Raw genomic sequence first — 25,248 nt, 5'->3', positions numbered from 1 at the left:
CCTTATCCTTTCGGCAAATCGAGCATGGCGGAGAATTCCGCCTCGGCGGCCAGTTCCCCGTCGACGGAGGCCCGGCCCTCGAACTTCCAGACCTTGCCGCCGCCGCGCTTCACGGTGACGGTCATCTCGAGCACGTCGCCCGGCACGACCTTGCGCCGGAACTTGGCCCCGTCGATGCCCATGAAATAGACCTTGGCGCCCTTGTCGGCGAGATCCATCGAGACGCCGACCAGCACGGCCGAAGTCTGCGCCATGGCCTCGATGATCTGCACGCCCGGGAAGATCGGCAGGCCGGGGAAGTGCCCCGTGAACTGCGGCTCGTTCATCGTGACGCATTTGATGCCGACGGCGCTCTTGTTCGGGACGATGTCGCGCACCCGGTCCACCAGCAGGAACGGGTAACGGTGCGGGATGATCCGCTGGATCAACTGGATATCGGCGGAGAGCGTCGCTTCTGCGGCTTCGGTCATCGCAGGGGTCCTTGGCAGAGGGTGGAGCGGCCCCGGGGGGCCGGACCTTGCTAGCAAGGCTCCGGCACGCGGGCAAGCCGCAGGGTCACGGGGTGGCGGCGGGGGACTGCGGCCTGTCGTCCGGGGTTTCGGGCGCCGTGCCCACAGCCGGCGGCACGGAGACCGGCGGCAGCAGCGCGCCGGGCCCGGACGGCGCCGCCCCGCCCTCGGGCGTTCCGGCGGGTTCGGGCGCCTCTTCGGTCGCCGGAGCCGGAGGCGTCAGCGCATCGAGCCGGGCAATGGCTTCGTCCGTGATGTCGGCCGCGTCCCGCGAAATCACGACCGAGGCGCGGTCGATCAGCACCAGCGCCTCCCTGTCCTGCATCAGCCGGGCGAGGATCGGCAGCGCCTGCTCGACGATCCGCTGCCGCTCTTCGTCGCGCTGGCGGGTGAGCGTGCGGGACTTCGCCTCCTGCGCGTTGCGGATGCCCTCGACCTTGGCGTCGAACTCCGAAGCCAGACGGCGGAACTCGGCGGGCTCGATATTGGCGCGGCGCACCGTCAGGGCCCGTTCCTCGGCCTCGAGCGCCGCCTCGATCTCGCGGTTCTCCGCGATCAGCGCGCGCGAGGCGGCCTGAAACCGCTGCTCGAGCGCGCGGCCCATAGCCGTGTCGGTGATGAGCCGGCCCTGATCGATCACCGCAACACCCGCAGGCACCTGAGGCGCCTCCGACTGCGCCTGCGCGGGGCCGGCAAGGGCCAGCACGCAGGCGAGGGCCGCGGCCGCAAGCCCGTGCATCAGAAGCGGGTCGAGATCGTCAGGTCGAAGAACTGCTCCTTGTCGTAGTCCTGCTTCTCGATCGCCTTGGCGAAGTTGAAGCGCAGCGGCCCGATGGGCGTGGTCCAGAACAGCGAAACGCCGACCGAGGAGCGGATGTGGAAGTCGTCGTCGACGGTATCGTCGCCCGTCGAGCCGCCGCCCACGTCGTCGAGGCTCCAGACCGAGCCCGCGTCGGCAAAGACGCCGCCGCTGAACCCGTATTCCTCGGGCAGGCCCAGCGGGAAGTCGGCCTCGAGCCGTGCCACGGCGAAATAGTTGCCGCCGAGCGCGTCCTCGTTGCTGACGTTCAGGTCGCGCGGGCCGATCCCGTTCGGCTCGAAGCCGCGGATCTTGCCGTTGCCGAAGAAGCGGTCGGTCACGCGCGACGGATCGTCCCCGATCATGCTGAGTGCGCCGCCCTCGATGATGGCCCGCACGGTGACTTCCTCGTTCCAGACCTTGCGTTCGGCCATGGCGAGCGCGGTGGTGGAAACATATTCCACGTCGCCGCCGACCCCGGCGAAGTCCTGGCTGAAGCGCAGGAGGTTCCGGCCGGTCGGGTTGAGGCCGCCGCGGTTCGAATCCCACGAGTAGGTGTAGCCGACCGACGAGGCGATCAGCGCGCCGCGCGCCTCCTCGTTGATGAGGATGATCGACGAGACGTCGTCATCGTCGTCCGTGTCGTTCGGCCCGCCGTCCACGTTCGAGATCTTGTCCTCGGACAGGGTGTAGCGCAGCTCCAGCCGGCCGCTGTCGGAAACGGGGAACTCGATCGAGGGGCTGATGCCGATCTTGCGCGTGTCGTAGCGCGAATACTGGTTGTCCGTCTCGCGGTAATAGGCGTTGAAGCGGAAGCGCAGGTCACGGCCGAGGAACGAGGGCTCGACGAAATTGAGCTGCGTGTTGACGTTGTCGGTCCCGGTCGAGACGTCCACGCCGAGGATCTGGCCCCGGCCGAGGAAGTTCTGCTCGGAGAAGCCGATCGAGAAGCCCACGCCGGAGCTCACGCCATAGCTCACGCCGAAGGAGAGCGAGCCGGTGGGCTGTTCCTCGACGTTGACGTCCACCACCACCTGATCCGGGCTCGAACCCGGGCGGGTGTTGACGTCGGCATTGGCGAAATATCCCAGCGCCCGGATCCGCTCGGCCGACTGGCGCACTTCGCGCGGGTTGAAGGGGTCGCCTTCGACCGTGCGGAACTGGCGCCGGACCACCTGGTCGAGCGTCGTGGTGTTGCCCTCGATGTCGATGCGTTCGACGAAGATGCGCTCGCCGCGGACGAGGGCGAAGTTCACGTCCAGCGTCTGATTGCGCTCGTTGCGGGTGATGCGCGGTTCGATCCGGACGAAGTTCAGCCCCTTCTGGAGCGCGAGCGACTCGAGCCGGGCGATGTTGTTCTCGACCACCGACGGCGAGTAGGTCACGCCGCGCCGGATGCGGAGCGCCTGCTGGAAGTCGGCCGCGTCGATGCCCTCGACCTCGGACGAGGCCGTGATCTGCCCGAAGCTGTAGCTCTGGCCTTCCTGCACGGTGAAGGTCATGAAGAAGGCGTCGCGTTCGCGCGTGACCTCGGCCGTGGCGTCGAGCACCTCGAAGTCGATGAAGCCGCGCGAGAGATAGAAGTCGCGCAGGAGCTGCTTGTCGAGCTCGACCCGCTCGGCGATGAAAGTATCGGAGGCGATGATGCTGCGCAGCAGGCCCGCCTGCTTCGTCTCGAGCACCTGACGCAGGCGACGGTCGGAATAGGCGCGGTTGCCCACGAAGGACAGGCGCTCGATCTCGACCACCTTGCCCTCGGCGATGTCGAACACCAGATCGACACGGTTGTCGGAGCGGCGGATGATCTTCGGCGTGACGGTGGCCGCGATCCGGCCCTGCACGCGGTAGGCTTCGGTGATGGCGGCGGCGTCGGCCTCGGCCTGCGCCGGATTGTAGGCCCGCCGCGACTGCGACTTCACCAGCCCGGCCAGCTTGTCGTCCTTGATGCGGGCGTTGCCCTCGAAATTGATGATGTTGATCGTCGGGAATTCCTGCACCCGGATCACGAGGGTGCCGCCCTGCGGCACGATCTCGACCGTCTCGAACAGGCCCGAATCCGCAAGCCGCTGGTAGGCTTCGTTCAGCTCGCCCGCCGAAATGGCCTGGCCCCGGTTGATCCGGGCGAAGCCGAGGATGGTCGTCGCATCGACCCGGTCGTTGCCCTCGATCCGGACGTCGGAGAAGGAGTAGTTCTGGGCCAGCGCCGGCAGGGTCATGCCCGCTGCGATGCCTGCCACGCCAAGGAAGACCGACACGGCCGCCGGCCGGATCATGCCACGGTCCTGCCCTGTCCGTCCGTTCCCCGTCCGGTTCCTCGCCATTCGCCTGCCCTCGGTCATTTTCTTTCCGCCCTGACTACTGGACATGGCGGGTTTTGTCAAAAGCGCAGGCGCCCTGCAAGCGTGGCGGGCGGCAGGTGATGCCGCATCACCTCACCAGAGGTGCGGAGCCGCTGCGATGAGCCCGGCCAGAGCCAGCGCGAGGGCCACGGAGCCCAGCGACAGAAGGAGATCGCGATTGAGATTGACGAGGTAGAGAAGGCCCCGCGTGCCGTCGATCACGCTTTTCATCCGCAAGTCCCTCACGCGCTTCCGCGGCCGAGGTCAGGGGGGGGCCGCCGCCCGGGGCGTGGCAGAGGATTGTGGCCTGAGTGGGGCGGATCCGCGGGCGCCCTCGCGCGCGTCTCCCGATTCCGCGTGGGCGCGCGGTGGCCGCCCCCAATGGGGCGGCCTGCGCTCAGCAGAAGAGGTCGTTGGTGACGGCGAAGACCATGAGCGAAAGGAGGACGGCAAGGCCCCCGGTCATCAGGACGCGCAGCACCCGGTCGCTCGGCGGCTTGCCCGCCACCGCCTCGTAGGCGTGAAACACCAGATGGCCACCGTCGAGGATCGGAACCGGGAAGAGGTTCATGAGGCCCACCGCGGTGGAGAGCATGGCGATGAACCAGATGAAGTTGCCGGCCCCTTGCGAGGCCGCCGCCCCGGATATCTCGGCGATGCCGAGGGGCCCCTGCAGGTTGCAGGAGGAGATCGCGCCCGTCACCATGTGCCAGAGGCCCGAGAGGCTCGTGGTGATGATGGTGATGGTCTGCTGGATGCCGAGCCAGATCGCCTCGAGCGGCCCCGGCGTGCGGGTCTCGGGCTCGAACAGGAGGCCGCCCGACAGGCCGATCAGCCAGCGGGTTTCGAAGCCGCCGGTGGGCAGGGGAATGTCCATCCGCCGCGGGGTGAGCGAGGCCTCGTAGGTTTCGCCCGCGCGCCAGACGGTCATGGTCAGCGGATCGCCGTTCGACAGGCCCACCGCGTCGCGCAGTTCGCGGAACGAGGCGATGGGGGCACCGTTCACCGCCAGCACCACATCGCCCGCCTCGATCCCCGCCTCGTGGGCGCCCGAGGGCGCCTGCACCGCATCAACCACCGGCGGGAAGGGATAGGGCGCGGTCACATCCATCTCGGCGCCGTCGCGCTCGATCCGGTAGGCGGCCGTCGGCGCGGGCGGCAACTCGTTGGCCACTTGCACGAAATCGGAAAGCGTGGGCGTTTCCTGCCCGTCGATGGCGAGGATCCGGTCGCCCTCCTCGAGCGACTGCGACGCCTCGGGCAAGGACTTCACCTCTCCCACCACGGGCAGCTCGGTCGCCACGCCCTTGACCATGAAGAAGGCGCAGAAGACGAGGATCGACAGCGCGAAGTTGAAGAGAGGTCCGGCCGCGACCGTGGCCGCCCGCGCCCAGAGCGGCGCGCCGTGCATCGTGCGGCCGCGCTCCTGCTCGTTCAGCTTGTGCACGCTCACGCTCGCGCGGCTCGAGGCCGCATCGGCATCCCCGAGAAAGCGCACATAGCCCCCGACGGGAAAGGCCGCGAGCTGCCAGCGCGTGCCGCGCCGATCCACCCGCGAGGCGATCACTGGCCCCATGCCGAGCGAGAAGACCTCGGCATGGATGCCGCTCCAGCGGCCCACGATGTAATGGCCGTATTCATGGACGGCCACGACGATGGAAAGAGCGACGACGAATGCGAGAATAGTCCAGATGACCCCGCCGAACTGGGGAACGAGACTGACAATGTCCAAGGGCTGCTACCTTTTCTGCTGGCGGAGACCGGCGGCTTCCTCTGCCGCTCTCCGAGCGAGATGGTCCATGGCCAGCACTTCCTCAAGGGCGTCGGGCACTTTTCCGAACAGCGGATCGGTCGAAACGCCCGCGAGCGTCTCCTCGACCACCGCCGCCATGTCCAGAAACCCGATGCGACCGGCGATGAAATGATCGAGCGCGATCTCCTTGGCCGCGTTGAAGGCGGCGCCCGACAGGCCGCGCGCCGCCATGACGTCTCGCGCAAGCCTCAGGGCAGGAAAGCGTTCCTCGTCAGGCCTCTGGAAGGTGAGGCTCGCAATCTGTGCGAGGTCGATCCGGGCGACGGGCACCTCGCCGCGACCCGGCCAGTTCAGCGCGAATCCGATGGCGTGGCGCATGTCGGCCGGCCCGAGATGGGCCATCAGGCCGCCGTCGCAGAAGCCCACCATGGCATGAACGATGGATTGCGGATGAACGACCGCCTCGATCCGGTCCGGCTCGAAGCCGAAGAATTCGCGCGTCTCGATCAGCTCGAGCGCCTTGTTGAACATCGAGGCGCTGTCGATGGAGATGCGCTGGCCCATGGACCAGTTGGGATGGGCCTGCGCCTCGGCCACGGTGCAGGCGCGGATGCGCTCGAGGCTCCAGTCGCGGAACGGCCCGCCGGACGCCGTGATGATGACGCGCTCGACGCAGGCCGTGTCCTCGCCCGCCAGCGCCTGAAAGACCGCGGAGTGCTCGCTGTCCACCGGCAGGATCGTGGCGCCGTTCTCCCGGGCCGTCCGCATCAGGAGCTGCCCTGCCGTCACGAGGCTTTCCTTGTTGGCGAGCGCCAGCGTGCGGCCGTGCTTCAGCGCCCGCATTCCGGGCACGAGGCCCGCGGCGCCCACGATGGCCGACATGGTCCAGTCGGCGGGCCGGTCGGCGGCCTCGGCGATGGCCTGCGCCCCGCCCGCGACCTCGGTGCCCGTCCCGGCCAGCGCCTCGCGCAGCGCGGGCAGGCAATCCTCATGCGCGGTGACGGCAAGCTCCGCCTTCAGCGCGCGCGCCATTTCGGCGAGCCGCCGGATGTTGCGCCCGCCGGTCAGAGCGACGGTGCGGAACGCCTCGGGCCCGCCCTTCCGCATGACGAGGTCGAAGGTGGATTCGCCGATGGAGCCGGTGGCCCCAAAGATCGACAGGCTGCGCATGATGCTCTTCAGTTCCCCATAGCCGGCAGCGGAAGGTCACCGAGCATCCCCAGAACGAGCACGGCGAGCACCGCCCCGGTCAGCGCGTCGAACCGGTCCAGCACGCCGCCATGGCCCGGGATCAGCGAGGAGCTGTCCTTGACCCCGGAACGCCGCTTGATCCAGCTCTCGACAATGTCCCCGAGTTGTCCTGCCAGCGCGATCACGGGCGACAGGATGATGAGGCCCCAGCCTGCACCCGCCGCAATGGAGAATCCAAGACCCACAATTGCCGCACCCAGCCAGCCCGCGATCGTGCCGGACCAGGTCTTGTTGGGGCTGACCGCGGGCCAGAACTTGGGGCCGCCGAGGCTGCGGCCGGCAAAATAGCCCATCACGTCCGAAGTGACGACCACGAGGATGAGCCACAGGATCGCGACCGACCCGCCCTCCTCGCGCAGCATGACGAGGCCTGCGCCCGCCACCATCAGCGCGGTGCCGTAGGTGAAGAAGATCCGCCGGTCGCGGCGCGGGCCCAGAAGTCCCGCCGCGGGCGCCAGCACGAGGGCCGCGAGCGCCAGCATCATCTCCTCCCGGAAGACGAAGCTCAGCACGCCCATCAGGATGGCCGAGGCGAGAAGGCCCACGAGGATGTTCGGAAGGGTCCGCTGCGGCGCGGTCATGCGCGCCAGTTCCCACAGCATGAGACCCGTAAGCCCGATCACGAGAAGCGCGAAGGGCACGCCGCCCAGCCAGACCTCGATGGCCCCCACCGACAGCATGATCGCGGCCGAGATCATCCGGCGGCGCAGGTCGCCCCAGCGCCCCTTCGGCTTCCCGGACTTGCTCATGCGCGCAACACTCCTCCGAAGCGCCGCTCGCGCGCGGCGAAGCGCCCGATGATCGTCTCGAGCTCGCGGGCGGTGAAGTCCGGCCAGAGCGTGGGCGTGAACTCGTATTCGGCATAGGCCGACTGCCAGGACAGGAAGTTCGAGGTCCGCGTCTCGCCCGAGGTGCGGATCACCAGATCCGGGTCGGGCATTCCGGCTGTGTCGAGCCGCGCCACCAGCGCCGCCTCGTCCGCCTCCTCGGCCCGAAGGTGGCCCGCCGCCACATCCTGACACATCCGCCGCGCGGCGCGCGCCAACTCGTCGCGGCCGCCGTAGTTGATGGCCACCGTCAGGTTGAGGCGCTGGTTGTATTGGGTGCGGGTCTCGATCCCGGCCATCAGCCGCTGGAGCTTGGGATCGAGCCGCGTCCGGTCGCCGATGAAGCGCATCCGGATGCCCTCCTTGGCCAGCCGGTCGGCCTCGCGCTCGATGTAGCGCGCGAAGATCGACATGAGGCCCAGCACCTCCTCGGTCGACCGCTTCCAGTTCTCGGTCGAGAAGGCATAGACGGTGAGCCAGCGGATGCCGAGGCCGGGCGAGGCCTGCACGATCTCGCGCACCCGCTCGGCGCCCCGGCGGTGGCCGACGAGCCGCGGCCACCCGCGGTCGACCGCCCAGCGTCCGTTGCCATCCATGATGATGGCGACATGATCTGCGCGTCTCGGGGGAGGATCCGCCTCGCGAGGCTCGGTCACGGCCAAGGCATTCCCCTTTTCTCTGGGCTGGTCAAGCGGGCTGGGTCGGACGGAAGAAGGCGCACGCAGGTCGTCTCAGACCTGCATGATTTCCTTCTGTTTTTCCTCGAGAGCCTTGTCGACCGCGGCAATCGCCTTGTCGGTCAGGGCCTGCACCTCGTCCGACCACATCTTCTGGTCGTCCTCGGCCATGCCGACGGACTTGGCCTTCTTGATCTGGTCCATCCCGTCGCGGCGCACGTTGCGGATCGCCACACGCGCCTGTTCGGCATAATGGGCCGCGACCTTCGAGAGCTCCTTGCGGCGCTCCTCGTTCAGCTCGGGGATCGGCAGGCGGATGATCGGACCGTCCACCACCGGGTTGATGCCGATGCCGCTGTCGCGGATCGCGCGCTCGACCTTCGAGATCATGCCCTTGTCCCAGACGTTGATGACGACCATCCGCGGCTCGGGGACGTTGATCGTGCCGAGCTGGTTCAGCGGCGTCTGCTGGCCGTAGGCATCGACATGGATCGGCTCGAGGATCGAGGCCGAGGCGCGCCCGGTGCGCAGCGAGCCGAACTCGGTGCGCAGGGCATGCATCGCGCCATCCATCCGGCGCTGGATCGCATCGAGGTCGATCTCGAGATCATCTTGCGACATGTTCTGGTTCCTTCACGTTCCGCGCAGGCGGTTCTGCCGCTCTATAGCAGCACCGCTCCGCCATTGGTATAGGCTCGGGGACGGCTCAGCCCTGGACGCGGGTATAGGTGCCCTCGCCGCGCAGGATCCCGCAGAAGCCACCCGGCTCATCGAGCGAAAAGACGATGATCGGCAGATCATTGTCGCGGGCGAGCGCGATGGCCGAGGCATCCATGACGCCCAGATGCTTCTGCAGGCACTCATCGTAGGAAACGGTCTCGTAGCGCTTGGCATCGGCGAACTTGCGCGGATCCTTGTCGTAGACCCCGTCCACCTTGGTGCCCTTGAAGATCGCCTGACAGGCCATCTCGTTGGCGCGCAGCGTGGCTGCGGTGTCGGTGGTGAAGTAGGGGTTGCCGGTCCCTGCGGCGAAGATACACACCCGTTTCTTCTCGAGGTGACGCACCGCGCGCCGGCGGATGTAAGGCTCGCAGACCTGATCCATCGGGATCGCGCTGATGACCCGGGTGAAGATGCCGAGCGATTCCAGCGCCGCCTGCATGGCGAGCGCGTTCATCACCGTGGCGAGCATCCCCATGTAGTCGGCCGTCGTCCGCTCCATGCCCTGGGCCGAGCCCTGAAGGCCGCGGAAGATGTTGCCGCCGCCGATCACCAAGCAGATCTCGACGCCGAGGCGGTGCACCGCCTGCACTTCCCGCGCGATGCGCTGCACGGTCGGCGGATGCAGCCCGTATCCCTGATCGCCCATCAGGGCCTCGCCGGAAATCTTGAGCATCACACGCTTGTAGGTCACGGCTGTGCTCGCCGGCGCGGCTTCGCTGGTCATGGGATCTTCCCGTCCGTCTTGTTGATTGGATTTGACTGCGGCGCAAAATGTCGGAAAACGACCCCGGGTTCAACCGGGATCGGCCGCCGGTGGCGGAAGAGCCCCAGCGAAGCCCGGCCCCGACCTCGCCCTTTGCCTTCACAGTGCCGAGCAACTCCTTGTCTGAGCTACCGGATATCCCGCCAGACCGGCCCGTCCTGATCGCCGGTCCTACCGCCTCAGGCAAATCTGCGCTCGCCGCGCGGCTCGTCGAGGACGGGGGCGGCGCCGTGGTCAATGCCGATGCGCTGCAGGTCTATGACTGCTGGCGCCTCCTCTCGGCCCGGCCGAGCGCCGCCGAGGAGGCGGCACTGCCGCATCGGCTCTATGGCCATGTAGGCGCGCGCCAGACCTATTCCGCGGGCCATTGGCTGAAGGAAGTGGCCGGGGTTCTGGCCGAGGGCCTGCGCCCGGTCATCGTGGGGGGCACGGGCCTCTATTTTTCCGCCCTGACAGGGGGGTTGGCCGAGATCCCTCACACGCCGCCGGAAGTGCGCGCCGCGGCCGACGCGCGACTGGCAGAGGCAGGTCTCGCGCGGATGGTGGCGGAGCTCGACGCCGAGACCGCGGCGCGGATCGACCTGCAGAACCCCGCCCGAGTCCAGCGCGCGTGGGAGGTGCTGCGCGCCACCGGCCGCGGGCTCGCGCGCTGGCAGGCCGAGACGGCGCCGCCGCTTCTGCCGCTGTCCGACGCAACGGCGCTCGTGATCCGCCCCGATCCCGCCTGGCTTGCACAACGGATCGACAGCCGGTTCGACCTGATGATGGCCGATGGCGCGCTCGATGAGGTGCGGGCGGCCCTTCCCGACTGGGATCCCACGCTTCCCTCCGCCCGCGCCATCGGCGCGCCGGAACTCGTGGCTCATCTGCGGGGCGAGATCCCGCTGGACGAGGCCGTCGCCGCCGCCAAGCTCGCCAGCCGCCAATATGCCAAACGGCAGCGGACGTGGTTCCGCAACCGTATGCGGCTCTGGCACGAGATCCGCCTGCCCTGAGCCCCGCGCTCTGGCGGGATCGCCGACCGGAGGCGGGACACAGGCCTGTTCTCGGCATCGACTATCCATCCCGCAGTCCCCGCCGCCCATCGCCACCGCTTGCGGAACGCTCGGCCACCGGAGGCGTTGACGCGCGCGACAAATCCGGGCGCAATGGGCGGAACCGGACGATGCGGCGCACCAGCACGGAGAGCGACATGACGACCGACCGACTTCATACCGCGGCGCTCATGCACAGGACCGAAGTGGCGAGGGGCCGCATGAGCCGACGCGAGTTCCTGACGCGGACCACGGCGCTCGGTGTCTCGGCGGGCGCGGCCTATGCGCTTCTGGGCCTCGCGCAGCCTGTCCGCGCGCAGGAGACACCCCGCAAGGGCGGCACGCTCCGGATGGAGATGGAGACGCGCGCTGAAGGATCCGCGCACCGCCGACTGGTCGCAGATCTCGAACGTCACGCGCGGCTGGCTCGAATATCTCGTGGAGTATGAGGCAGACGGCACCTTCCGGCCCATGCTTCTCGAAAGTTGGGAAGCCAACGACGATGCGACCGAATATCTGCTGAAGGTCCGCCCCGGCGTCACATGGTCGAACGGCGATCCCTTCACCGCCGAGGATGTGCGCCACAATTTCGAGCGCTGGTGCGATGCCTCGGTCGAGGGCAATGCCATGGCGGCGCAGATGACCGCCCTTCAGGCCGAGGGCAAGCTGCGCACCGACGCCATCGAGCTGGTGGACGATACGACCCTGCGGCTGAAACTCTCGCAGCCCGACATCGCGCTGATTGCGAACCTCGCCGACTATCCGGCTGCGGTGGTTCACAAAAGCTACGTAGGCGGAGATCCTGCGGCCAACCCGGTGGGGACCGGCCCCTACCTTCCCGAAACGATCGAGGTCGGCATCCGCATGGTGCTGGTGCGCAATGAGGCCCATCCCTGGTGGGGCACGGAGGTCTATGGCGGCCCCTGGCTCGACCGGATCGAATATCTCGATTTCGGCTCCGATCCCTCTGCCGCGGTGGCCGCCGCCGGGTCGGGCGAGATCGACGCGACCTATCAGAGCGTGGGCGAATTCATCGAGGTGCTCGACTCGCTCGGCTGGGACAAGTCCGAGGCCCGCACCGCCACGACGCTGGCCATCCGTTTCAACCAGCAGGCCGAGGAGTACAAGGACGTCCGCGTCCGCCGCGCGCTGCAGATGGCGGTCGACAATGAGGTGGTGCTGGAGCTCGGCTATTCCGGGCACGGGCGGGTGGCCGAGAACCACCATGTCTGTCCGATCCATCCCGAATATGCCGAGCTGCCGCCCCTGACCGTGGACCGCGCCGCGGCGCTGGCGCAACTGAAGGAGGCCGGCATGGCCGAGCACGAGTTCGAGCTCGTCTCGCTCGACGATGCCTGGCAGGCGGCCTCCTGCGATGCGGTGGCGGCACAGCTGCGCGATGCCGGCATCGCCATCCGCCGCACGGTGCTTCCCGGCGCAACCTACTGGAACGACTGGCTGAAGTTTCCCTTCTCGGCCACGGAATGGAACATGCGCCCGCTGGGCGTGCAGGTGCTGGCGCTCGCCTATCGCTCGGGCGTCCCGTGGAACGAATCCGCTTTCTCGAACAAGGAGTTCGACGCAAAACTTGACGAGGCCATGTCGCTCGTCGACCCGGACCGCCGCCGGGTGCTGATGGCCGATCTCGAGCGGATCCTGCAGGAGGAGGGCGTGCTGATCCAGCCCTACTGGCGCTCGATCTTCCGCCATGTCGATCCCAAGGTGAAAGGAGCCGAGGCCCATCCGACCTTCGAGCATCATCATTACAAATGGTGGATCGACGCCTGACCCTTGCGCGTCACGGCGATCCTCCTGCGCCGCCTGGGCGCGCTTCTGGCCACGGCCCTCTGCCTGAGCCTTCTCGTGTTCTGGCTGACCCATCTGCCGCCGAACCTCGAGAAGCTGGCGAAGTCTCAGGGGTCGGCCCGCATGTCCGACGCCGAAGTGGCGAGCTGGCTCGAGCGGTCGGGATTCGACCGGCCGGTGCCGGTGCTCTACGGCGAGTGGCTGGGCCTCCTGCCGAAGGCCCGCTGCGGCCGCTGCGGCGTGCTGCAGGGCGACTGGGGCCAGTCCACCGTCTTCCGCCAGCCGGTCGCAGAGGTGCTGGCCCGCAGCCTCGCCGCGACCGGCTGGCTCATGCTCTGGGTCATGGTCGTGATGGTGCCCACGGCGCTGGCGCTCGGCGTGCTGGCCGGGATGCGCGAAGGCTCGCGCACCGACCGCGCGATCTCGGTGGCCACGATCCTCACCGCCGCCACGCCGGAATATGTCTCGGGGGTGGTCCTGGTGGCGCTGTTCGCCTCGGCCACCGCCGGCCTGTCGCCCCTTCTGCACGAGGCGGGCTGGATCGAGGACCGCACCCTATTTCAGGGCACCGCCTCGGGCGCCATGAGCGGCATCACCTTCTGGAACTTCGCCCTGCCGGTGGTGACGGTGGCGCTCTACGGCACGGGTTATGTCGCGCGCATCACCCGCGCGGCCATGGCCGATGCGATGACGCAGCCCTATGTCCGCACCGCCCGGCTGAAGGGCGCAAGCCAGAGCCGGATCGTGCTCGTCCATGCGCTGCGCAATGCGCTGGTGGCGCCGGTGACGGTGATCCTGCTGCAGCTGCCATGGCTTCTGAACGGGGTCGTGATCGTTGAGACGCTCTTTGCCTACAAGGGCTTCGGCTGGACGCTGGTGCAGGCCGCGGGCAACAACGACATAGATCTGCTCCTCGGCTGCGCCACGGTGGCGGTGACGCTGGTGCTGGTCACGCAGGGCCTGTCCGACCTCGCCTATCGCGCGCTCAATCCCCGGCTGCGGGCGCGCTGATGGAGGCGTTGGGCTGGATCGAGATCCTCGGCCGGATGGTCCTGCGCTTCGCGCCCGTCTGGGCCGGGCTCGCGCTGATCCTGGGTCTGGGCTGGCGCGCCCGGGCGCGGCTCGGGCCTGCGGGCCGGCTCTTCGGGAGCGGCGCGGGCCTTGCTGGGCTGACGCTCGTCCTCTTCTGGGTCCTGACCGCGCTTTTTGCCGACCTCATCGCCACGCACGATCCGCTGGCGCAGCTGTCGGGGCTGAAGAACGCGATGCCAGGCAGCCCCGCGGGGGGCTCAGCCTATCCGGTCTATCTCCTCGGCGGCGACAGCCTCGCGCGGGATTGCTTCAGCCGGATGGTCGTGGGCGCGCGGCGCGTGCTGGCGATCGCCCCCGCCGCCACGCTCTGCGCGCTGGCCGTGGGGATGCTCCTCGGCCTGCCTGCGGGCTTTGTCGGCGGACGGCTGGATGCGGCCCTGTCCTTTCTCGCCAATCTGGTGCTGGCCTTTCCGGTCATCCTGCTCTTCTACCTGCTCGTCACGCCCGAGATCCGGCAGACCGCGCTGCCCCGCATCATCGCCGCGGTCCTGTTCCTCATGCCGCTCCTGTTCCTCGTCCTGCTCTGGCACAGCCGCTTCCGCACGCGGGCAGGCCCCTGGGCTCTGGGTCTCGCCGCGATCCTCGGCCCCGGGCTCTGGATCTGGGCGGGCCTCGCGCTCGATGCGGACCCTTCGGGCCTCTGGCGGCTCGAGCCCGGGCTCCTCACCGTCTTCGTGGCGGTCGTCTTCGTGAATGCCCCCACCGCCTTCCGCATCGTCCGGGGCCTCGCCCTCGACCTCAGGCACCGCGATTATGTGGCGGCGGCGCGCACCCGCGGCGAGGGCCCGTGGTTCATCATGCTCTGGGAGATCCTGCCCAATGCCCGCGGCCCGCTGATCGTCGATGCCTGCCTGAGGGTCGGCTACACCACGATCCTTCTCGGCACGCTGGGCTTCTTCGGGCTGGGCGTCTCGCCCGAAAGCCCCGACTGGGGCTCGACCATCAACGACGGTCGGCGCTTTCTGGCGATCTATCCGCACGCCGCGGTCGTGCCCGCGCTCGCGCTCCTGAGCCTCGTCCTCGGGCTGAACCTGCTGGCCGACGCGCTCCGCACGGTGGCGCGCGATGACTGAACCGGTGCTGGCGCTGGATGGGCTGACGGTGCGCTTCGGATCGCGCCGGGTGGTGGAGGATCTGACGCTGCGCATTGGCCCGGGCGAGGTGCTGGGCCTTGCGGGCGAGTCGGGCAGCGGCAAGAGCACGACGGCGCTGGCCATCATGGGCGACCTCGGTCCCGGGGGCCGGATCGAGACGGGCAGCCTCCGCTTCGAGGGCCGCGAGCTGCGCGGCCTTGCCGAGCGGCAGTGGCGCGCCCTGCGCGGCGCGGGCATCGCGCTGGTGGGGCAGGAGCCGATGGCCGCGCTCAACCCGTCGATGCGGATCGGCGCCCAGCTGGCCGAGGTGCCGCGCCTGCATGGCCGCGTCTCGCGCGCCGAGGCCAGCACCGCCGCGCGCCGGGCGCTCGAGGAGCTGCGCCTGCCCGATCCCGACCGGCTGCTCGCGGCCTATCCGCACCAGCTTTCGGGCGGGCAACTGCAGCGCGTCGCCCTCGCCATGGCGCTGATGGCCGAGCCGCGGCTTCTGATCCTCGACGAGCCGACGACGGCGCTCGACGTGACGGTCGAGGCCGAGATCATGGCGCTCCTGCGCGATATCCGCCGGACGCGCGGCACGGCGATGCTGTTCATCGGGCACGATCTGGCGCTGATGGCGGGGATCTGCGACCGGCTTGCCGTGCTCTATGCCGGAAGGCTCGTCGAGGCGGGCCCGGTCGCGGGGATTTTCGAGAAGGCGCGGCATCCCTACACGCAGGCGCTCCTCGCGGCCCTGCCCCGGATCGACGCGGCCCGCCGTCCGCCGGCGCCGCTGGCGGGCAGTCAGCCGCTGCCGCAGGACCGCCCGCCGGGCTGCGACTTCGCCCCGCGCTGCGCCCATGTGCGCCCGGGTCTCTGCGACCGGGATCCCGTGCCTCTCGAGACGGTGACGCCCGACGCTGCGGTCCGGTGCCTGCGCTGGCGCGAGATCGGAGGCGACCCCGAGGCGGCCTCGACCCTGCCCGACCCCAACATCGGCGGCCCGATCCTTGAGGTGGAGGGCCTGACACGCAGGTTCGGCACCGCCCGCGGAACGGTCCATGCGCTGGAGGAGGCGACATTCACCGCGCAAGAGGGAGAGACCCTCGCCATCGTCGGCGAATCCGGCTGCGGCAAGAGCACTCTGGCCCGGCTTCTGATGGGGCTGGAGCGCGCGGATGCCGGGACCATCCGGCTCAAGGGGGTGGAGGTGCAGGACCGGCCCGCAGGCAGGCGCCCGCGGGACCTCACCGCGGCCATGCAGATGGTGTTTCAGAACCCCGCCGACACGCTCAACCCGGCGATCCCCGCGGGTCGGCAGGTGATGCGGGCGCTGGAGCTGTTTCAGGGCGGTCTTTCGGCTCCGACGCTGCGCGCACGCCTGACCGACCTTCTGAACCTCGTCCGCCTGTCCCCGGCGCTCGGCTCGCGGATGCCGCGGGCGCTCTCGGGCGGCCAGCGCCAACGGATGGGCATTGCGCGGGCGCTGGCCGGGGACCCGGCCGTCCTTGTCGCCGACGAGCCGGTCTCGGCGCTCGATGCCAGCGTGCAGGCGGCCGTGATCGGCACGCTTCTCGAACTTCAACGGACCCGCCGCGCCACGCTCCTCTTCATCAGTCACGATCTGGCCCTCGTGCGCCAGATCGCCGACCGGGTCATGGTGCTCTATCTCGGGCGGATCATGGAGATCGGCCCGGCGGACCGGATCTTCGGCGCGCTCTGCCATCCCTATACGAGGGCGCTGCTCGACGCCGCGCCGCGTCCCGATCCCGGCGCGCCGCCTCCAACGCCGCTGACGGGCGAGAAACCCTCGGCGCTGACGCCGCCCTCGGGCTGTCCGTTCCACAGCCGCTGCCCGCGGCGCGCCGAGGTGCCGGGGACGCTCTGCGAGGAGGGCCTGCCGCCGCTGGCCGAAGTCGCGCCGGGCCACCGCATCCGCTGCCATCTGCCGCCCGAGCGGTTGCGGTCCTGATCCCGCGCCCTCGTCGCCGCGCCGCACAGCGCGCGACAGCCGCGAGCGAGTTCGTTGGCCCGAAGGAGATCTACCCTGCACACCTCCTTGCCCTTTGGAGGTCCAGAACCAGCGCTTAAGGAGAAAGCCCCACGGTTCGCCAGCCACGCGCCGGCTCGTCGCCGCGCGCGGTCCATCTCGCGAAAGCCCTGTCTCTCCGGCGGACCAGCGCCCAAGGAAAAGGGCGCCTCGCGGCGCCCTGTCAGTCCTTCTTGCCGAGATGCTTCCTCAGCCGCGAGGGTGTGCGGAATTTCCGCTCCTTGAACGGGTTCTTGTCGCCCTGCCCGCGCATCGTCAGACGGATCGGCGTGCCCGGCATGTCGAAATGGTCGCGCAGCCCGTTGACGAGGTAGCGGCGGTAGCTGTCGGGCATCTCGTCGGGGTGCGAGCACATCACCACGAAGCCCGGCGGGCGGGTCTTCACCTGGGTCATGTAGCGCAGCTTGATCCGGCGGCCGCCCGGAGCCGGCGGCGGATGGGCCTCGACCATGGCGCCGAGCCAGGTATTCAGCCGCGCCGTGGTGATCCGCCGGTTCCAGATGTCATGCGCGCGCAGGATCGCCGCATGCAGCCGATCGAGCCCGCGGCCGGTCTTGGCCGAGACGGTCACCAGCGGCGCGCCGCGCAGCTGCGGCAGAAGCCGCTCGAACATCTCCTTGAGTTCGGCCAGCTTCTCCTGCTTCTCGCCCTCGAGGTCCCATTTGTTGACAGCGACAACCACCGCCCGGCCCTCGGTCTCGGCGAAATCGGCGATGCGCAGATCCTGCTGCTCGAACGGGATCTCCACATCGAGAAGCACCACCACCACCTCGGCGAAGCGTACGGCGCGCAGCCCGTCGGCCACCGACAGCTTCTCGAGCTTGTCCGAGATCCGCGCCTTCTTGCGCATGCCCGCCGTGTCGAAGATCCGGATCGGCGTGCCGTGCCATTCGGAGCGCACCGAGATCGCGTCGCGCGTGATCCCGGCCTCGGGACCCGTGAGCAGACGATCCTCGCCGATGATCTTGTTGATGAGGGTGGACTTGCCCGCGTTCGGTCGCCCGATCACTGCGATCTGGAGCGGATGCTTGACGGTGGGCTTGTGCGCCTCGGGATCGGCCTCGAGATCGGCTTCCTCCTCCGGCACATCCACATCCACCACCGGCGCATCGGCGGCTGCGCGCTCGGCGAAGCCCTCGGCGATGGGCCGCAGGATGTGATAGAGATCGTCCATCCCCTCGCCATGTTCGGCCGAGAGGCGGATCGGCTCGCCGAGACCGAGGCTCCAGGCCTCGATGGCGCCGCCGTCGCCCGCGCGGCCCTCGGCCTTGTTCACGCCGAGGATCACATGGGCGTTCTTCCGGCGCAGGATGTCGGCGAAGACCTCGTCCGAGGGCGTCACGCCCACGCGGCCGTCGATCAGGAACAGGCAGACATCGGCCATCTCGACCGCGCGTTCGGTCAACCGGCGCATCCGGCCCTGCAGGCTGTCGTCCGTCACCTCCTCGAGGCCCGCCGTGTCGATCACGGTGAAACGCAGGTCGATGAGCCGCGCATCGCCCTCGCGCAGGTCGCGCGTGACGCCGGGCTGGTCGTCCACCAGCGCCAGCCGCTTGCCGACGAGGCGGTTGAACAGCGTGGACTTGCCGACGTTCGGACGGCCGACAATGGCGAGGGTAAAGCTCATCGATGCCTCCCGAGGCGGCTTACGCAGGTCAAGCCCGGGTCCCTAGCAGAGACGCCGGTCAGCGGAAAGCGAGAAGTTTCCCGTTGGCTCCCACGATGTAGAGCATGCCGCCGGCCAGCGCAGGCTGCGACGCGGCCCCGCCGGGAAGCTCGGTCTGGCCCACGAGCCCGCCGTTCACCGGGCTGAAGAAGCGCAGCACGCCATCCGAGGAGGCCACCACCAGCCGGCCGCCCGCCAGCACCGGCCCGTAATGGGCGGTGATGCCCTTGCGGCGCTTGGGCTTGGCATTCTCCCAGTAGGGCATGTCGACCGACCAGATCACGTCGCCGGTGGAGGCATCGAGCCGCACGAGCCGCGCCTCGTCGGAGACGAGGAAGAGCGAGCCGCCTGCCAGCGCCACGGGCGCAAGAGCGCCCTCGTTGGCCGACCAGAGGGTCTCGCCCGAGGTCGCCGACAGCGCCACCATGCGCCCGGCCGAGCTTCCGACATAGATGCTGTCACCCGACACGACCGGATCGCCGGTGATGTCGCGGAAGCCGGTATAGGCGCGGCCGAGCCGTTCGCCCGCGACCTGCGAGGACCAGATCTGCGAGCCGCCCTCGCGCAGGACGGCGATGATCTGCCCGCTGTTGAAGGGGAAGAGCACCGTGCCGCCCGCCATGGCCGGGGCCGAGCCGCCGATCATGCCGGTGCTGGAGGGGGCGCCGGGGATCTGCCAGCGCACGCGGCCGTTCGAGGCGTCGAGCGCCCAGGCCGAGCTGTCGCGGCCGGTGACATAGACGGTGTCGCCCTCGACCATGGGCGCGCCGGTGGCCGGAGCGCCGAGCTTCTGGCGCCAGAGAACGCCCCCCGAGGCGGGATCGAGCGCCACCAGTTCGCCATAGCCGGTCGTGGCGAAGAGCCTTCCTGCGCCGTAGGCCAGACCGCCGCCCGAGACATGGGTCGCGCTGTCGGCGGGCGGGGTGATGTCCACGCGCCAGAGCTGACCGCCGGCGGTCGAGGTCGCCTGCACGTCGCTCAACGCATCCATCGTGAAGATGCGGCCCTCGGCCACGACCGGGGCGGCCGAGATCCGGTTCTTCCGGCTGTTGCCGGAGCCGATGTCGGTGCTCCAGACCAGCTGCGGCGCGGCCGAGAGGCTCGCATGCGGCGCCAGATGGGCCGCGTTGCCGCCGCGCTGGGGCCAGCTGGCGTTGACCGTGGCCGCCGGAAGCGCCACTGGCCGGGCCTCGTTCGCCTGCCGCCCGGAAAGATCGGACGGGGCCGGGTTGCCCGCCGAGGGCAGGCTCGCCTCGAGCGGCGCGCGGACGTCGAACCGCTCGCCGGGAAGGATGAGTTCGCGCTCGCCGCAGGCGCCGAGCAGGCCAAGAAGCGCAAGTCCCGAGACCGCAGCCGTCCGCTTCACCGTGAAAACCCTCTTCAAGTCCCTGCCCGTCCCCTTGCTGCCGTCTCAGCCGGCCTGGGTGTCGCCGCCCAGAGCGGTGATCATCTGTTCGGCGCGCCGGCGCAGGCCCTGCGTCGCCTCCTGGTCCTGCACGAGGTTGCGCAGCGTCTGGATGGCCTCGGCGGGCTTGCCCGCTTCGACGTCCAGATAGGCCATCTGCTCCAGCGCGAGCGTGCGGTAGGGCCGGCCCGGCGCTGCAATCTCATCGAGCGCGGCACGGCGGTCGGCCACCGGCATCTCCGCCCCGGCAAGGATCACGCGGCGCAGCACCGCAAGGTCGCGGAACGCGGGATCGAGCGTGGCGTTCGCAGCCACGCCTTCGAGCGCGCGGAGCGAGGCCGCGCGATCGGCGGCCGGATCGGAGGCCACCATCAGATCCCGCAGCGCGGCACGCGCGCCCTCGGCCGGAATGGCGGCCACCGCCGCCCGACGGGCCGCCGCATCCGGCGCCTCGAGGGCCGCAAGGATCGCGTCGCCGAAGGCCTGCGACTCTGCGGCGTCTTGCGACTTCTGCCATTCGATGTAGGCGGCACCGCCCACGAGGGCGATCACGGCGACGAGCGCGATCCAGCCATAGCGCCGGAAATAGCCGAACAGCCGTTCGCGGCGGACCTCCTCGGTCACCTCGTCGATGAAACTCTCGGGGTTGCTCAAGGCCCTCTCCCTCGCTGGTGCCTTCGTCTTACACGCAAGCCCAAGGGCTTGCCAAGCCCCGCTCCCGCCGGTGCAGAGGCGGGCGCGGGGGGCGCCGCCTCAGGCCGCCGCCTCGTCCTCTTCCTCGGCCGATTGCCGCGCCCACATCGAGGCATAGCGCCCGCTGCGGGCGAGAAGCTGTTCGTGCCGCCCCTCCTCGACGATCCGCCCCTCTTCCAGCACCACGATCCGGTCGGCATCGGCGATGGTGGAAAGCCGGTGCGCGATGGTGATGACGGTTCGCCCCTCGCCCATCTCGCGCAGGGAATCCTGGATGTCGCGCTCGGTCTGGGTGTCGAGCGCCGAGGTCGCCTCGTCGAGAAGCAGGATCGGCGGGTTCTTGAGCAGGGTGCGCGCGATGCCCACCCGCTGCTTCTCGCCCCCCGAGAGCTTCAGGCCGCGTTCGCCCACCATCGTGCGGTAGCCCTCGGGCAGGCGCAGAATGAAGTCGTGGATCTTCGCGGCCCGCGCCGCGGCCTCGACCTGTTCGGGCGTGGCACCGGGGCGGCCGTAGGCGATGTTGTAGAAGATCGTGTCGTTGAAGAGCACCGTGTCCTGCGGCACCACGCCGATCTGCGCATGGAGCGAGTCCTGCGTGACCGCGCGCAGATCCTGCCCGTCGATGCGGATGGCGCCCTCGTTCACGTCGTAGAACCGGAAGAGGAGCCGGCCGATCGTGGACTTGCCCGACCCCGAGGGACCGACCAGCGCCACCGTCTCGCCCGCCTCGACCCGGAGCGAGATGCCCTTGAGGATCGTGCGGCCCGCGTCATAGCCGAAGCGGACATTCTCGAGCTCAACCGTGCCGCCCGCCACCGCGAGCGGCCGCGCCCCGGGCGCGTCGCTGACTTCGGCCGGCTGGGCGAGCAGACCGAACATCTGCCCCATGTCCACGAGCGCCTGCCGGATCTCGCGGTAGACGGTGCCGAGGAAGCCGAGCGGCAGGGTGATCTGGATCATGTAGGCATTGACCATCACGAAATCCCCGACCGTGAGCCGACCCGCCTGCACGCCGTAGGCCGCCATGACCATGACCGCCACGAGCCCCGCGGTGATGAGAAGGCTCTGCCCCGCGTTCAGGACGGCGAGCGACTGGCCGGTCTTGACCGCCGCCTTCTCGTAGCCCGCCATGGCCGCATCGTAGCGTTCGGCCTCGCGCAGCTCGGCGCCGAAATATTTCACCGTCTCGAAATTCAGGAGCGAGTCGATGGCCTTCTGGTTCGCGTCGGTGTCCTGCTCGTTCATCTGGCGGCGGATCTGCACCCGCCACTCGGTGACCTTGAAGGTGAAGGCCACATAGAGCGCGACGGTGGCCACCACCACGACCATATATTGCCAGCCGAACACAACCGCGAAGATGATCGCGACCAGCGTCAGCTCGATGAAGAGGGGCCCGATCGAGAAGAGCATGAAGCGCAGCAGGAAATCGACGCCCTTCACGCCGCGCTCGATGATGCGGCTGAGACCGCCGGTCTTGCGGCTGATGTGGTAGCGCAGCGAGAGCCGGTGGATGTGGGTGAAGGTCTCGAGCGCGAGCTGGCGCAGGGCACGCTGGCCCACGCGCACGAAGATCGCGTCGCGCAGTTCCCCGAAGGCCACGGCGCCGAGCCGCGCCAGCCCGTAGGCCACCGTCATCCCGACCGCGCCGAGGCCCAGCATGAAGGCGGGCGTGGGCGCATCGCCCGCGAGCGCATCCACCGCGGCCTTGTAGAAGAAGGGGGTCGAGACAGAGATCACCTTGGCCAGCACCAGCATCGCCATGGCGATGACGACGCGCCGCTTCACCCAGGTCTGGCCCTTCGGCCAAAGGTAGGGCGCCATGCGCTTCATGGTCGCCCAGCCGCTCATTTCCGGCGGATCAACGGGCGTCGGGCCCGGCCTCTGTCTCGCTTCGCTCATCGGGGATCTCCTCGGAGAGCCCTACCTAAGCCGCCCTCACCCGGATTGCCAGAGCCGAAGCCCGTCCCGCCCGGCTCGCCTGCGATCAGTCCGTCGGCGTCGGAAGGGTGAAGACCTGCCCCGGATAGATCAGGTCGGGGTCGCGGATCGCGGTGCGGTTCGCCTCGTAGACCTTCACATAGAGGATGCCCTCGCCGAAGGTCTCCTCGGCGATGCGCCACAGCGAGAAGCCCGGCTGCACGGTGACCGAGACCGGCGCGCCACTTGGAGGCTCGCCCTCGGCCGAGGCCGTGAGGCCCGCGCCCGGCCCGCCCGCGGGCGGCGCCCCTTCGGTGCCCGGCACGAGGGGCTGCGCTTCTACACCCGGCGCGCCGCCGGGCCGGCTCTGCGCCTCGAGCGCGGCGGCCACCGTCTCGTGGGTTTCGCGCGCGAAGGGCGTCTCGAACCGGGCCACCACCTCGCCTTCGGGATCGATCCTGTCGGCGCGAAGCGCGTAGCGGCCGGGCTCGATCCCCGTCAGGCTCACCCCCCACGTGCCGTCCGGCGCAATGCTCACGGTCGCGATCTCGCGGTTGTCGAGGTAGAGCCGGACGAAATCCCCCTCGCCGCCCCGACCCGACAGAAGCACCGAGCCATCCGGGCCATAGGAGATCGTGTCGACGGAGACGCCCGCGAGATCCTCGAGCGCCTCACCGGCGGGCTGGAGCACCTTCACATTGCCATCGCCCAGAAGCAGCGCCGCGGGCGCGCGCGGCAGCGGGGCCCGGGCAAGCTCCTGCGTCGCCGCGTCCGACCCCGCCTCGGCCGAGGCCACCTGAGCGGGAGGCGGCGTGAGGATCGGCGCGATCAGGACGCTGCCGGTTGAGACGTAATCGGTGCCGTCCGGCAGCACCATGCGCAGAGAGAGGCGCCGCGGCTGGTCATCGGCCGGAAGGGTGAACATGACGGCGAAGCGGTTCGCGGCATCCGCGGTGGTGGAGGCCGCCTCCTCGTCCTCGACCAGCACCGTGACCTCGGCCCCGCGCTGCGCCCGCCCGGCCACCAGTGCCGAGCCGTCGCTCTCGATGCGGACCACGTCGAAGGCAGGCTCGATCACCAGCGCCTGCTCCGCCTCGGGCTCGTCTGCCCCGGCGGCCGGATCCTCGGCCGGCGAAGGGACTGCCGCCGCATCCTCTGGCACGGTGGTGCCGGGGACCGTCGGGCTCGCGGCGTGCTCTGCCGCTTCTTTGGACGTCTCCGGAGCCACCGCCGCGCGTTGCGCCTCTGCGGGCTGCTGAACCGTGGCGGGCTCCGGCGGCACGGCCGCACGCTCGCTCCAGCCCCAGTAGCCGATCCCGCCGGCTGCCGCCGCTCCCCCGGCTGCAAGCGCCATCCAGGCGCCCGGTCCCATCCTGCCAAACAGGGGCATCGTCCATCCGCTCCCGGCGCGCTTCTCGGCGCCTGACTTGTCTCGGTTACAGGAACACGGATATCAAGACCGGACGCAAGCCCTTATCCACAGGTAGATCATGTCCCAGCTCCGTTCCGTCTGCGTCTTCTGCGGCTCCCGAGCGGGGCTCAACCCCGCCTTTGCCCGCGATGCGCGTGAAGTGGGGCAGACGCTCGCCCGTGAAGGGTGGCGGCTCGTCTATGGCGCGGGCGATGTGGGTCTGATGGGCGAGGTGGCGCGCGCGGCGCTCGCCGAGGGCGGGCGGACGATGGGCGTGATCCCCACCCATCTTCTCGCCCGCGAGCAGGGCCGGCGCGATCTGGGCCAGATGGTCGTCACCGAGAACATGCACGAGCGCAAGAAGGTCATGTTCATGAACTCCGACGCGATCGTGGTGCTGCCGGGCGGTGCGGGCTCGCTCGACGAATTCTTCGAGGTGCTGACCTGGCGCCAGATCGGTCTGCACGAGAAGCCGATCTTTCTTCTCGACACGGACGGCTACTGGAAGCCGCTCGTGGCGCTGATGGAGGCGGTGATTGCGCAGGGCTTCGCCGAAGGGGCCCTGCGCGATTATTACGTCGCCGCACCGGATGTGGCGACCCTCACGAGCCATCTGCGCGCCGCCCTCTGCTGAGGCAGCCGGCAAGGTTCCTGTCGGGGGAGATCGGGCACCCGCGCCGCCCGAGGAGCCGCGCGTGCCTTGGCCGGAGCCTGTGCCGCGTCTCGGGCGCTTGCGGTACTCCGGGCAGAGAAGCGGAGCGCCCGGAGGGCACTCCGCCAGCCATGTCAGAGGCGCGAGGCCACGTTTTCCCAGTTCACCAGCTTCTCGAGGAAGTTCGAGAGGTAGGCCGGGCGCTTGTTGCGGAAGTCGATGTAATAGCTGTGCTCCCAGACGTCGCAGCCCAGAAGTGCGGTCTGGCCGAAGCAGAGCGGGTTCACGCCGTTCTCGGTCTTGGTGACCTTGAGGCTGCCGTCCTGATCCTTCACGAGCCAGGCCCAGCCCGAGCCGAACTGGCCCGCGCCCGCCGCCGAGAAGTCTTCCTTGAACTTCTCGACCGAGCCGAAGCTGTCGACCAGCGCCTTTTCCAGCTCGCCCGGCATCTTCTTCTCGCCCGGTCCCATCATTTCCCAGAACTGCGTGTGGTTCCAGTGCTGGCTGGCGTTGTTGAAGATGCCGTTCTGCGCCACGGCGCCCGACTGGTAGGTGCCCTTGACGATCTCCTCGACCGACTTGCCCTCCCACTCGGTGCCGGCGATCAGCTTGTTGCCATTGTCGACATAGGCCTTGTGGTGGATGTCGTGGTGATATTCCATCGTTTCCTTCGACATGCCGAGCGCGGCCAGCGCGTCGTGGGCATAGGGAAGGTCAGGAAGGGTGAAGGCCATCGGTCTCTCCTTTGCTTTCGCAATCCGTGCGGTCGCGGTCAATAAGAGCGCAGGTTACGGCAAGGTCAAGGGGC

Annotated in this window: 21 protein-coding genes and 1 pseudogene; 6 read left to right on the top strand and 16 right to left on the bottom strand. The window is 69.3% G+C overall.

From position 1 onward, the window contains the following. Positions 1 to 2: 2 nt before the first annotated feature. The 10 genes from fabZ to pyrH form a co-directional block, all read right to left on the bottom strand. Positions 3 to 470: a 3-hydroxyacyl-ACP dehydratase FabZ gene (fabZ, locus tag RSP_RS06630; RefSeq protein ID WP_002719864.1), complete on the bottom strand. Its 468-nt coding sequence runs from the start codon at positions 468 to 470 to the stop codon at positions 3 to 5. Between the two features lie 85 nt (positions 471 to 555). Further along, positions 556 to 1,248, bottom strand: coding sequence for an OmpH family outer membrane protein (locus tag RSP_RS06625; RefSeq protein WP_011337679.1), 693 nt, complete (start codon positions 1,246 to 1,248; stop codon positions 556 to 558). Next, positions 1,248 to 3,581 carry an outer membrane protein assembly factor BamA gene (gene bamA / locus RSP_RS06620; protein ID WP_043764175.1) on the bottom strand — a complete coding sequence of 778 codons (2,334 nt, stop codon included), beginning with the start codon at positions 3,579 to 3,581 and terminating at the stop codon, positions 1,248 to 1,250. The genes RSP_RS06625 and bamA overlap by 1 nt, the downstream gene beginning before the upstream one ends. A gap of 159 nt (positions 3,582 to 3,740) precedes the next feature. Next, entirely contained in the window at positions 3,741 to 3,878 is a 138-nt protein-coding gene (locus tag RSP_RS22205; RefSeq protein WP_002719861.1) for a hypothetical protein, read from the bottom strand. A 166-nt stretch (positions 3,879 to 4,044) separates the two neighbouring features. Continuing rightward, the gene (gene rseP, locus RSP_RS06615; RefSeq protein ID WP_011337677.1) at positions 4,045 to 5,379 is read right to left on the bottom strand and encodes an RIP metalloprotease RseP; all 1,335 of its coding nucleotides are present in this window, start codon (positions 5,377 to 5,379) and stop codon (positions 4,045 to 4,047) included. A gap of 6 nt (positions 5,380 to 5,385) precedes the next feature. Beyond that, positions 5,386 to 6,570 (bottom strand): 1-deoxy-D-xylulose-5-phosphate reductoisomerase, encoded by a 1,185-nt coding sequence (gene dxr / locus RSP_RS06610; RefSeq protein ID WP_011337676.1) that lies wholly within the window; start codon positions 6,568 to 6,570, stop codon positions 5,386 to 5,388. Between the two features lie 8 nt (positions 6,571 to 6,578). After that, positions 6,579 to 7,400, bottom strand: a complete 822-nt coding sequence (locus RSP_RS06605) for a phosphatidate cytidylyltransferase (RefSeq protein WP_011337675.1) — start codon at positions 7,398 to 7,400, stop codon at positions 6,579 to 6,581. Continuing rightward, positions 7,397 to 8,140, bottom strand: coding sequence for a polyprenyl diphosphate synthase (gene uppS / locus RSP_RS06600; protein WP_002719857.1), 744 nt, complete (start codon positions 8,138 to 8,140; stop codon positions 7,397 to 7,399). The genes RSP_RS06605 and uppS overlap by 4 nt, the downstream gene beginning before the upstream one ends. A gap of 69 nt (positions 8,141 to 8,209) precedes the next feature. Next, entirely contained in the window at positions 8,210 to 8,776 is a 567-nt protein-coding gene (gene frr / locus RSP_RS06595; RefSeq protein WP_011337674.1) for a ribosome recycling factor, read from the bottom strand. An 85-nt stretch (positions 8,777 to 8,861) separates the two neighbouring features. Next, entirely contained in the window at positions 8,862 to 9,602 is a 741-nt protein-coding gene (pyrH, locus tag RSP_RS06590) for a UMP kinase (RefSeq protein ID WP_011337673.1), read from the bottom strand. Positions 9,603 to 9,691: 89 nt separating this feature from the next. On the opposite strand from pyrH, the gene miaA reads away from it, so the two are divergent. The 5 genes and pseudogenes from miaA (at position 9,692) to RSP_RS06565 (ending at position 16,618) form a co-directional block, all read left to right on the top strand. Continuing rightward, a complete protein-coding gene (miaA, locus tag RSP_RS06585; RefSeq protein WP_011337672.1) occupies positions 9,692 to 10,636 on the top strand; it encodes a tRNA (adenosine(37)-N6)-dimethylallyltransferase MiaA in 945 nt (314 codons plus the stop codon). Positions 10,637 to 10,833: 197 nt separating this feature from the next. Then, positions 10,834 to 12,463 (top strand): annotated as a pseudogene (locus RSP_RS06580) (ABC transporter substrate-binding protein). 3 nt (positions 12,464 to 12,466) lie between these two features. Further along, positions 12,467 to 13,492, top strand: coding sequence for an ABC transporter permease (locus RSP_RS06575; protein WP_011337670.1), 1,026 nt, complete (start codon positions 12,467 to 12,469; stop codon positions 13,490 to 13,492). Beyond that, the gene (locus RSP_RS06570; protein WP_011337669.1) at positions 13,492 to 14,646 is read left to right on the top strand and encodes an ABC transporter permease; all 1,155 of its coding nucleotides are present in this window, start codon (positions 13,492 to 13,494) and stop codon (positions 14,644 to 14,646) included. The genes RSP_RS06575 and RSP_RS06570 overlap by 1 nt, the downstream gene beginning before the upstream one ends. Beyond that, positions 14,639 to 16,618: a dipeptide ABC transporter ATP-binding protein gene (locus tag RSP_RS06565; protein ID WP_011337668.1), complete on the top strand. Its 1,980-nt coding sequence runs from the start codon at positions 14,639 to 14,641 to the stop codon at positions 16,616 to 16,618. Before RSP_RS06570 ends, RSP_RS06565 begins: the two co-directional genes overlap by 8 nt. 241 nt (positions 16,619 to 16,859) lie before the next feature. Here RSP_RS06565 and der read toward each other — a convergent pair whose 3' ends face one another. The 5 genes from der to RSP_RS06540 form a co-directional block, all read right to left on the bottom strand. Continuing rightward, positions 16,860 to 18,323 carry a ribosome biogenesis GTPase Der gene (der, locus tag RSP_RS06560; RefSeq protein WP_002719849.1) on the bottom strand — a complete coding sequence of 488 codons (1,464 nt, stop codon included), beginning with the start codon at positions 18,321 to 18,323 and terminating at the stop codon, positions 16,860 to 16,862. A gap of 58 nt (positions 18,324 to 18,381) precedes the next feature. Then, positions 18,382 to 19,746: an outer membrane protein assembly factor BamB family protein gene (locus RSP_RS06555; protein ID WP_017140191.1), complete on the bottom strand. Its 1,365-nt coding sequence runs from the start codon at positions 19,744 to 19,746 to the stop codon at positions 18,382 to 18,384. Positions 19,747 to 19,773: 27 nt separating this feature from the next. Then, positions 19,774 to 20,421: a hypothetical protein gene (locus RSP_RS06550; RefSeq protein WP_011337666.1), complete on the bottom strand. Its 648-nt coding sequence runs from the start codon at positions 20,419 to 20,421 to the stop codon at positions 19,774 to 19,776. Between the two features lie 99 nt (positions 20,422 to 20,520). Beyond that, positions 20,521 to 22,359, bottom strand: a complete 1,839-nt coding sequence (locus tag RSP_RS06545; RefSeq protein ID WP_011337665.1) for an ABCB family ABC transporter ATP-binding protein/permease — start codon at positions 22,357 to 22,359, stop codon at positions 20,521 to 20,523. A gap of 85 nt (positions 22,360 to 22,444) precedes the next feature. Next, positions 22,445 to 23,767, bottom strand: coding sequence for a LysM peptidoglycan-binding domain-containing protein (locus tag RSP_RS06540; RefSeq protein ID WP_011337664.1), 1,323 nt, complete (start codon positions 23,765 to 23,767; stop codon positions 22,445 to 22,447). A gap of 100 nt (positions 23,768 to 23,867) precedes the next feature. Between RSP_RS06540 and RSP_RS06535 the strand changes: the two genes are divergently transcribed. Continuing rightward, complete coding sequence (locus RSP_RS06535; RefSeq protein ID WP_011337663.1) at positions 23,868 to 24,422, top strand: LOG family protein; 555 nt, start codon at positions 23,868 to 23,870, stop codon at positions 24,420 to 24,422. Between the two features lie 152 nt (positions 24,423 to 24,574). On the opposite strand, the gene RSP_RS06530 is transcribed toward RSP_RS06535, so the two are convergent. Continuing rightward, entirely contained in the window at positions 24,575 to 25,174 is a 600-nt protein-coding gene (locus RSP_RS06530; RefSeq protein WP_002719843.1) for a superoxide dismutase, read from the bottom strand. Positions 25,175 to 25,248: the final 74 nt, after the last annotated feature.

It is taken from the genome of Cereibacter sphaeroides 2.4.1 (assembly GCF_000012905.2).
Classification (GTDB): Bacteria; Pseudomonadota; Alphaproteobacteria; order Rhodobacterales; family Rhodobacteraceae; genus Cereibacter_A; species Cereibacter_A sphaeroides.
Note: the sequence above shows the minus strand (reverse complement) of the source record. Positions and strands in the feature narration are given on the sequence as shown.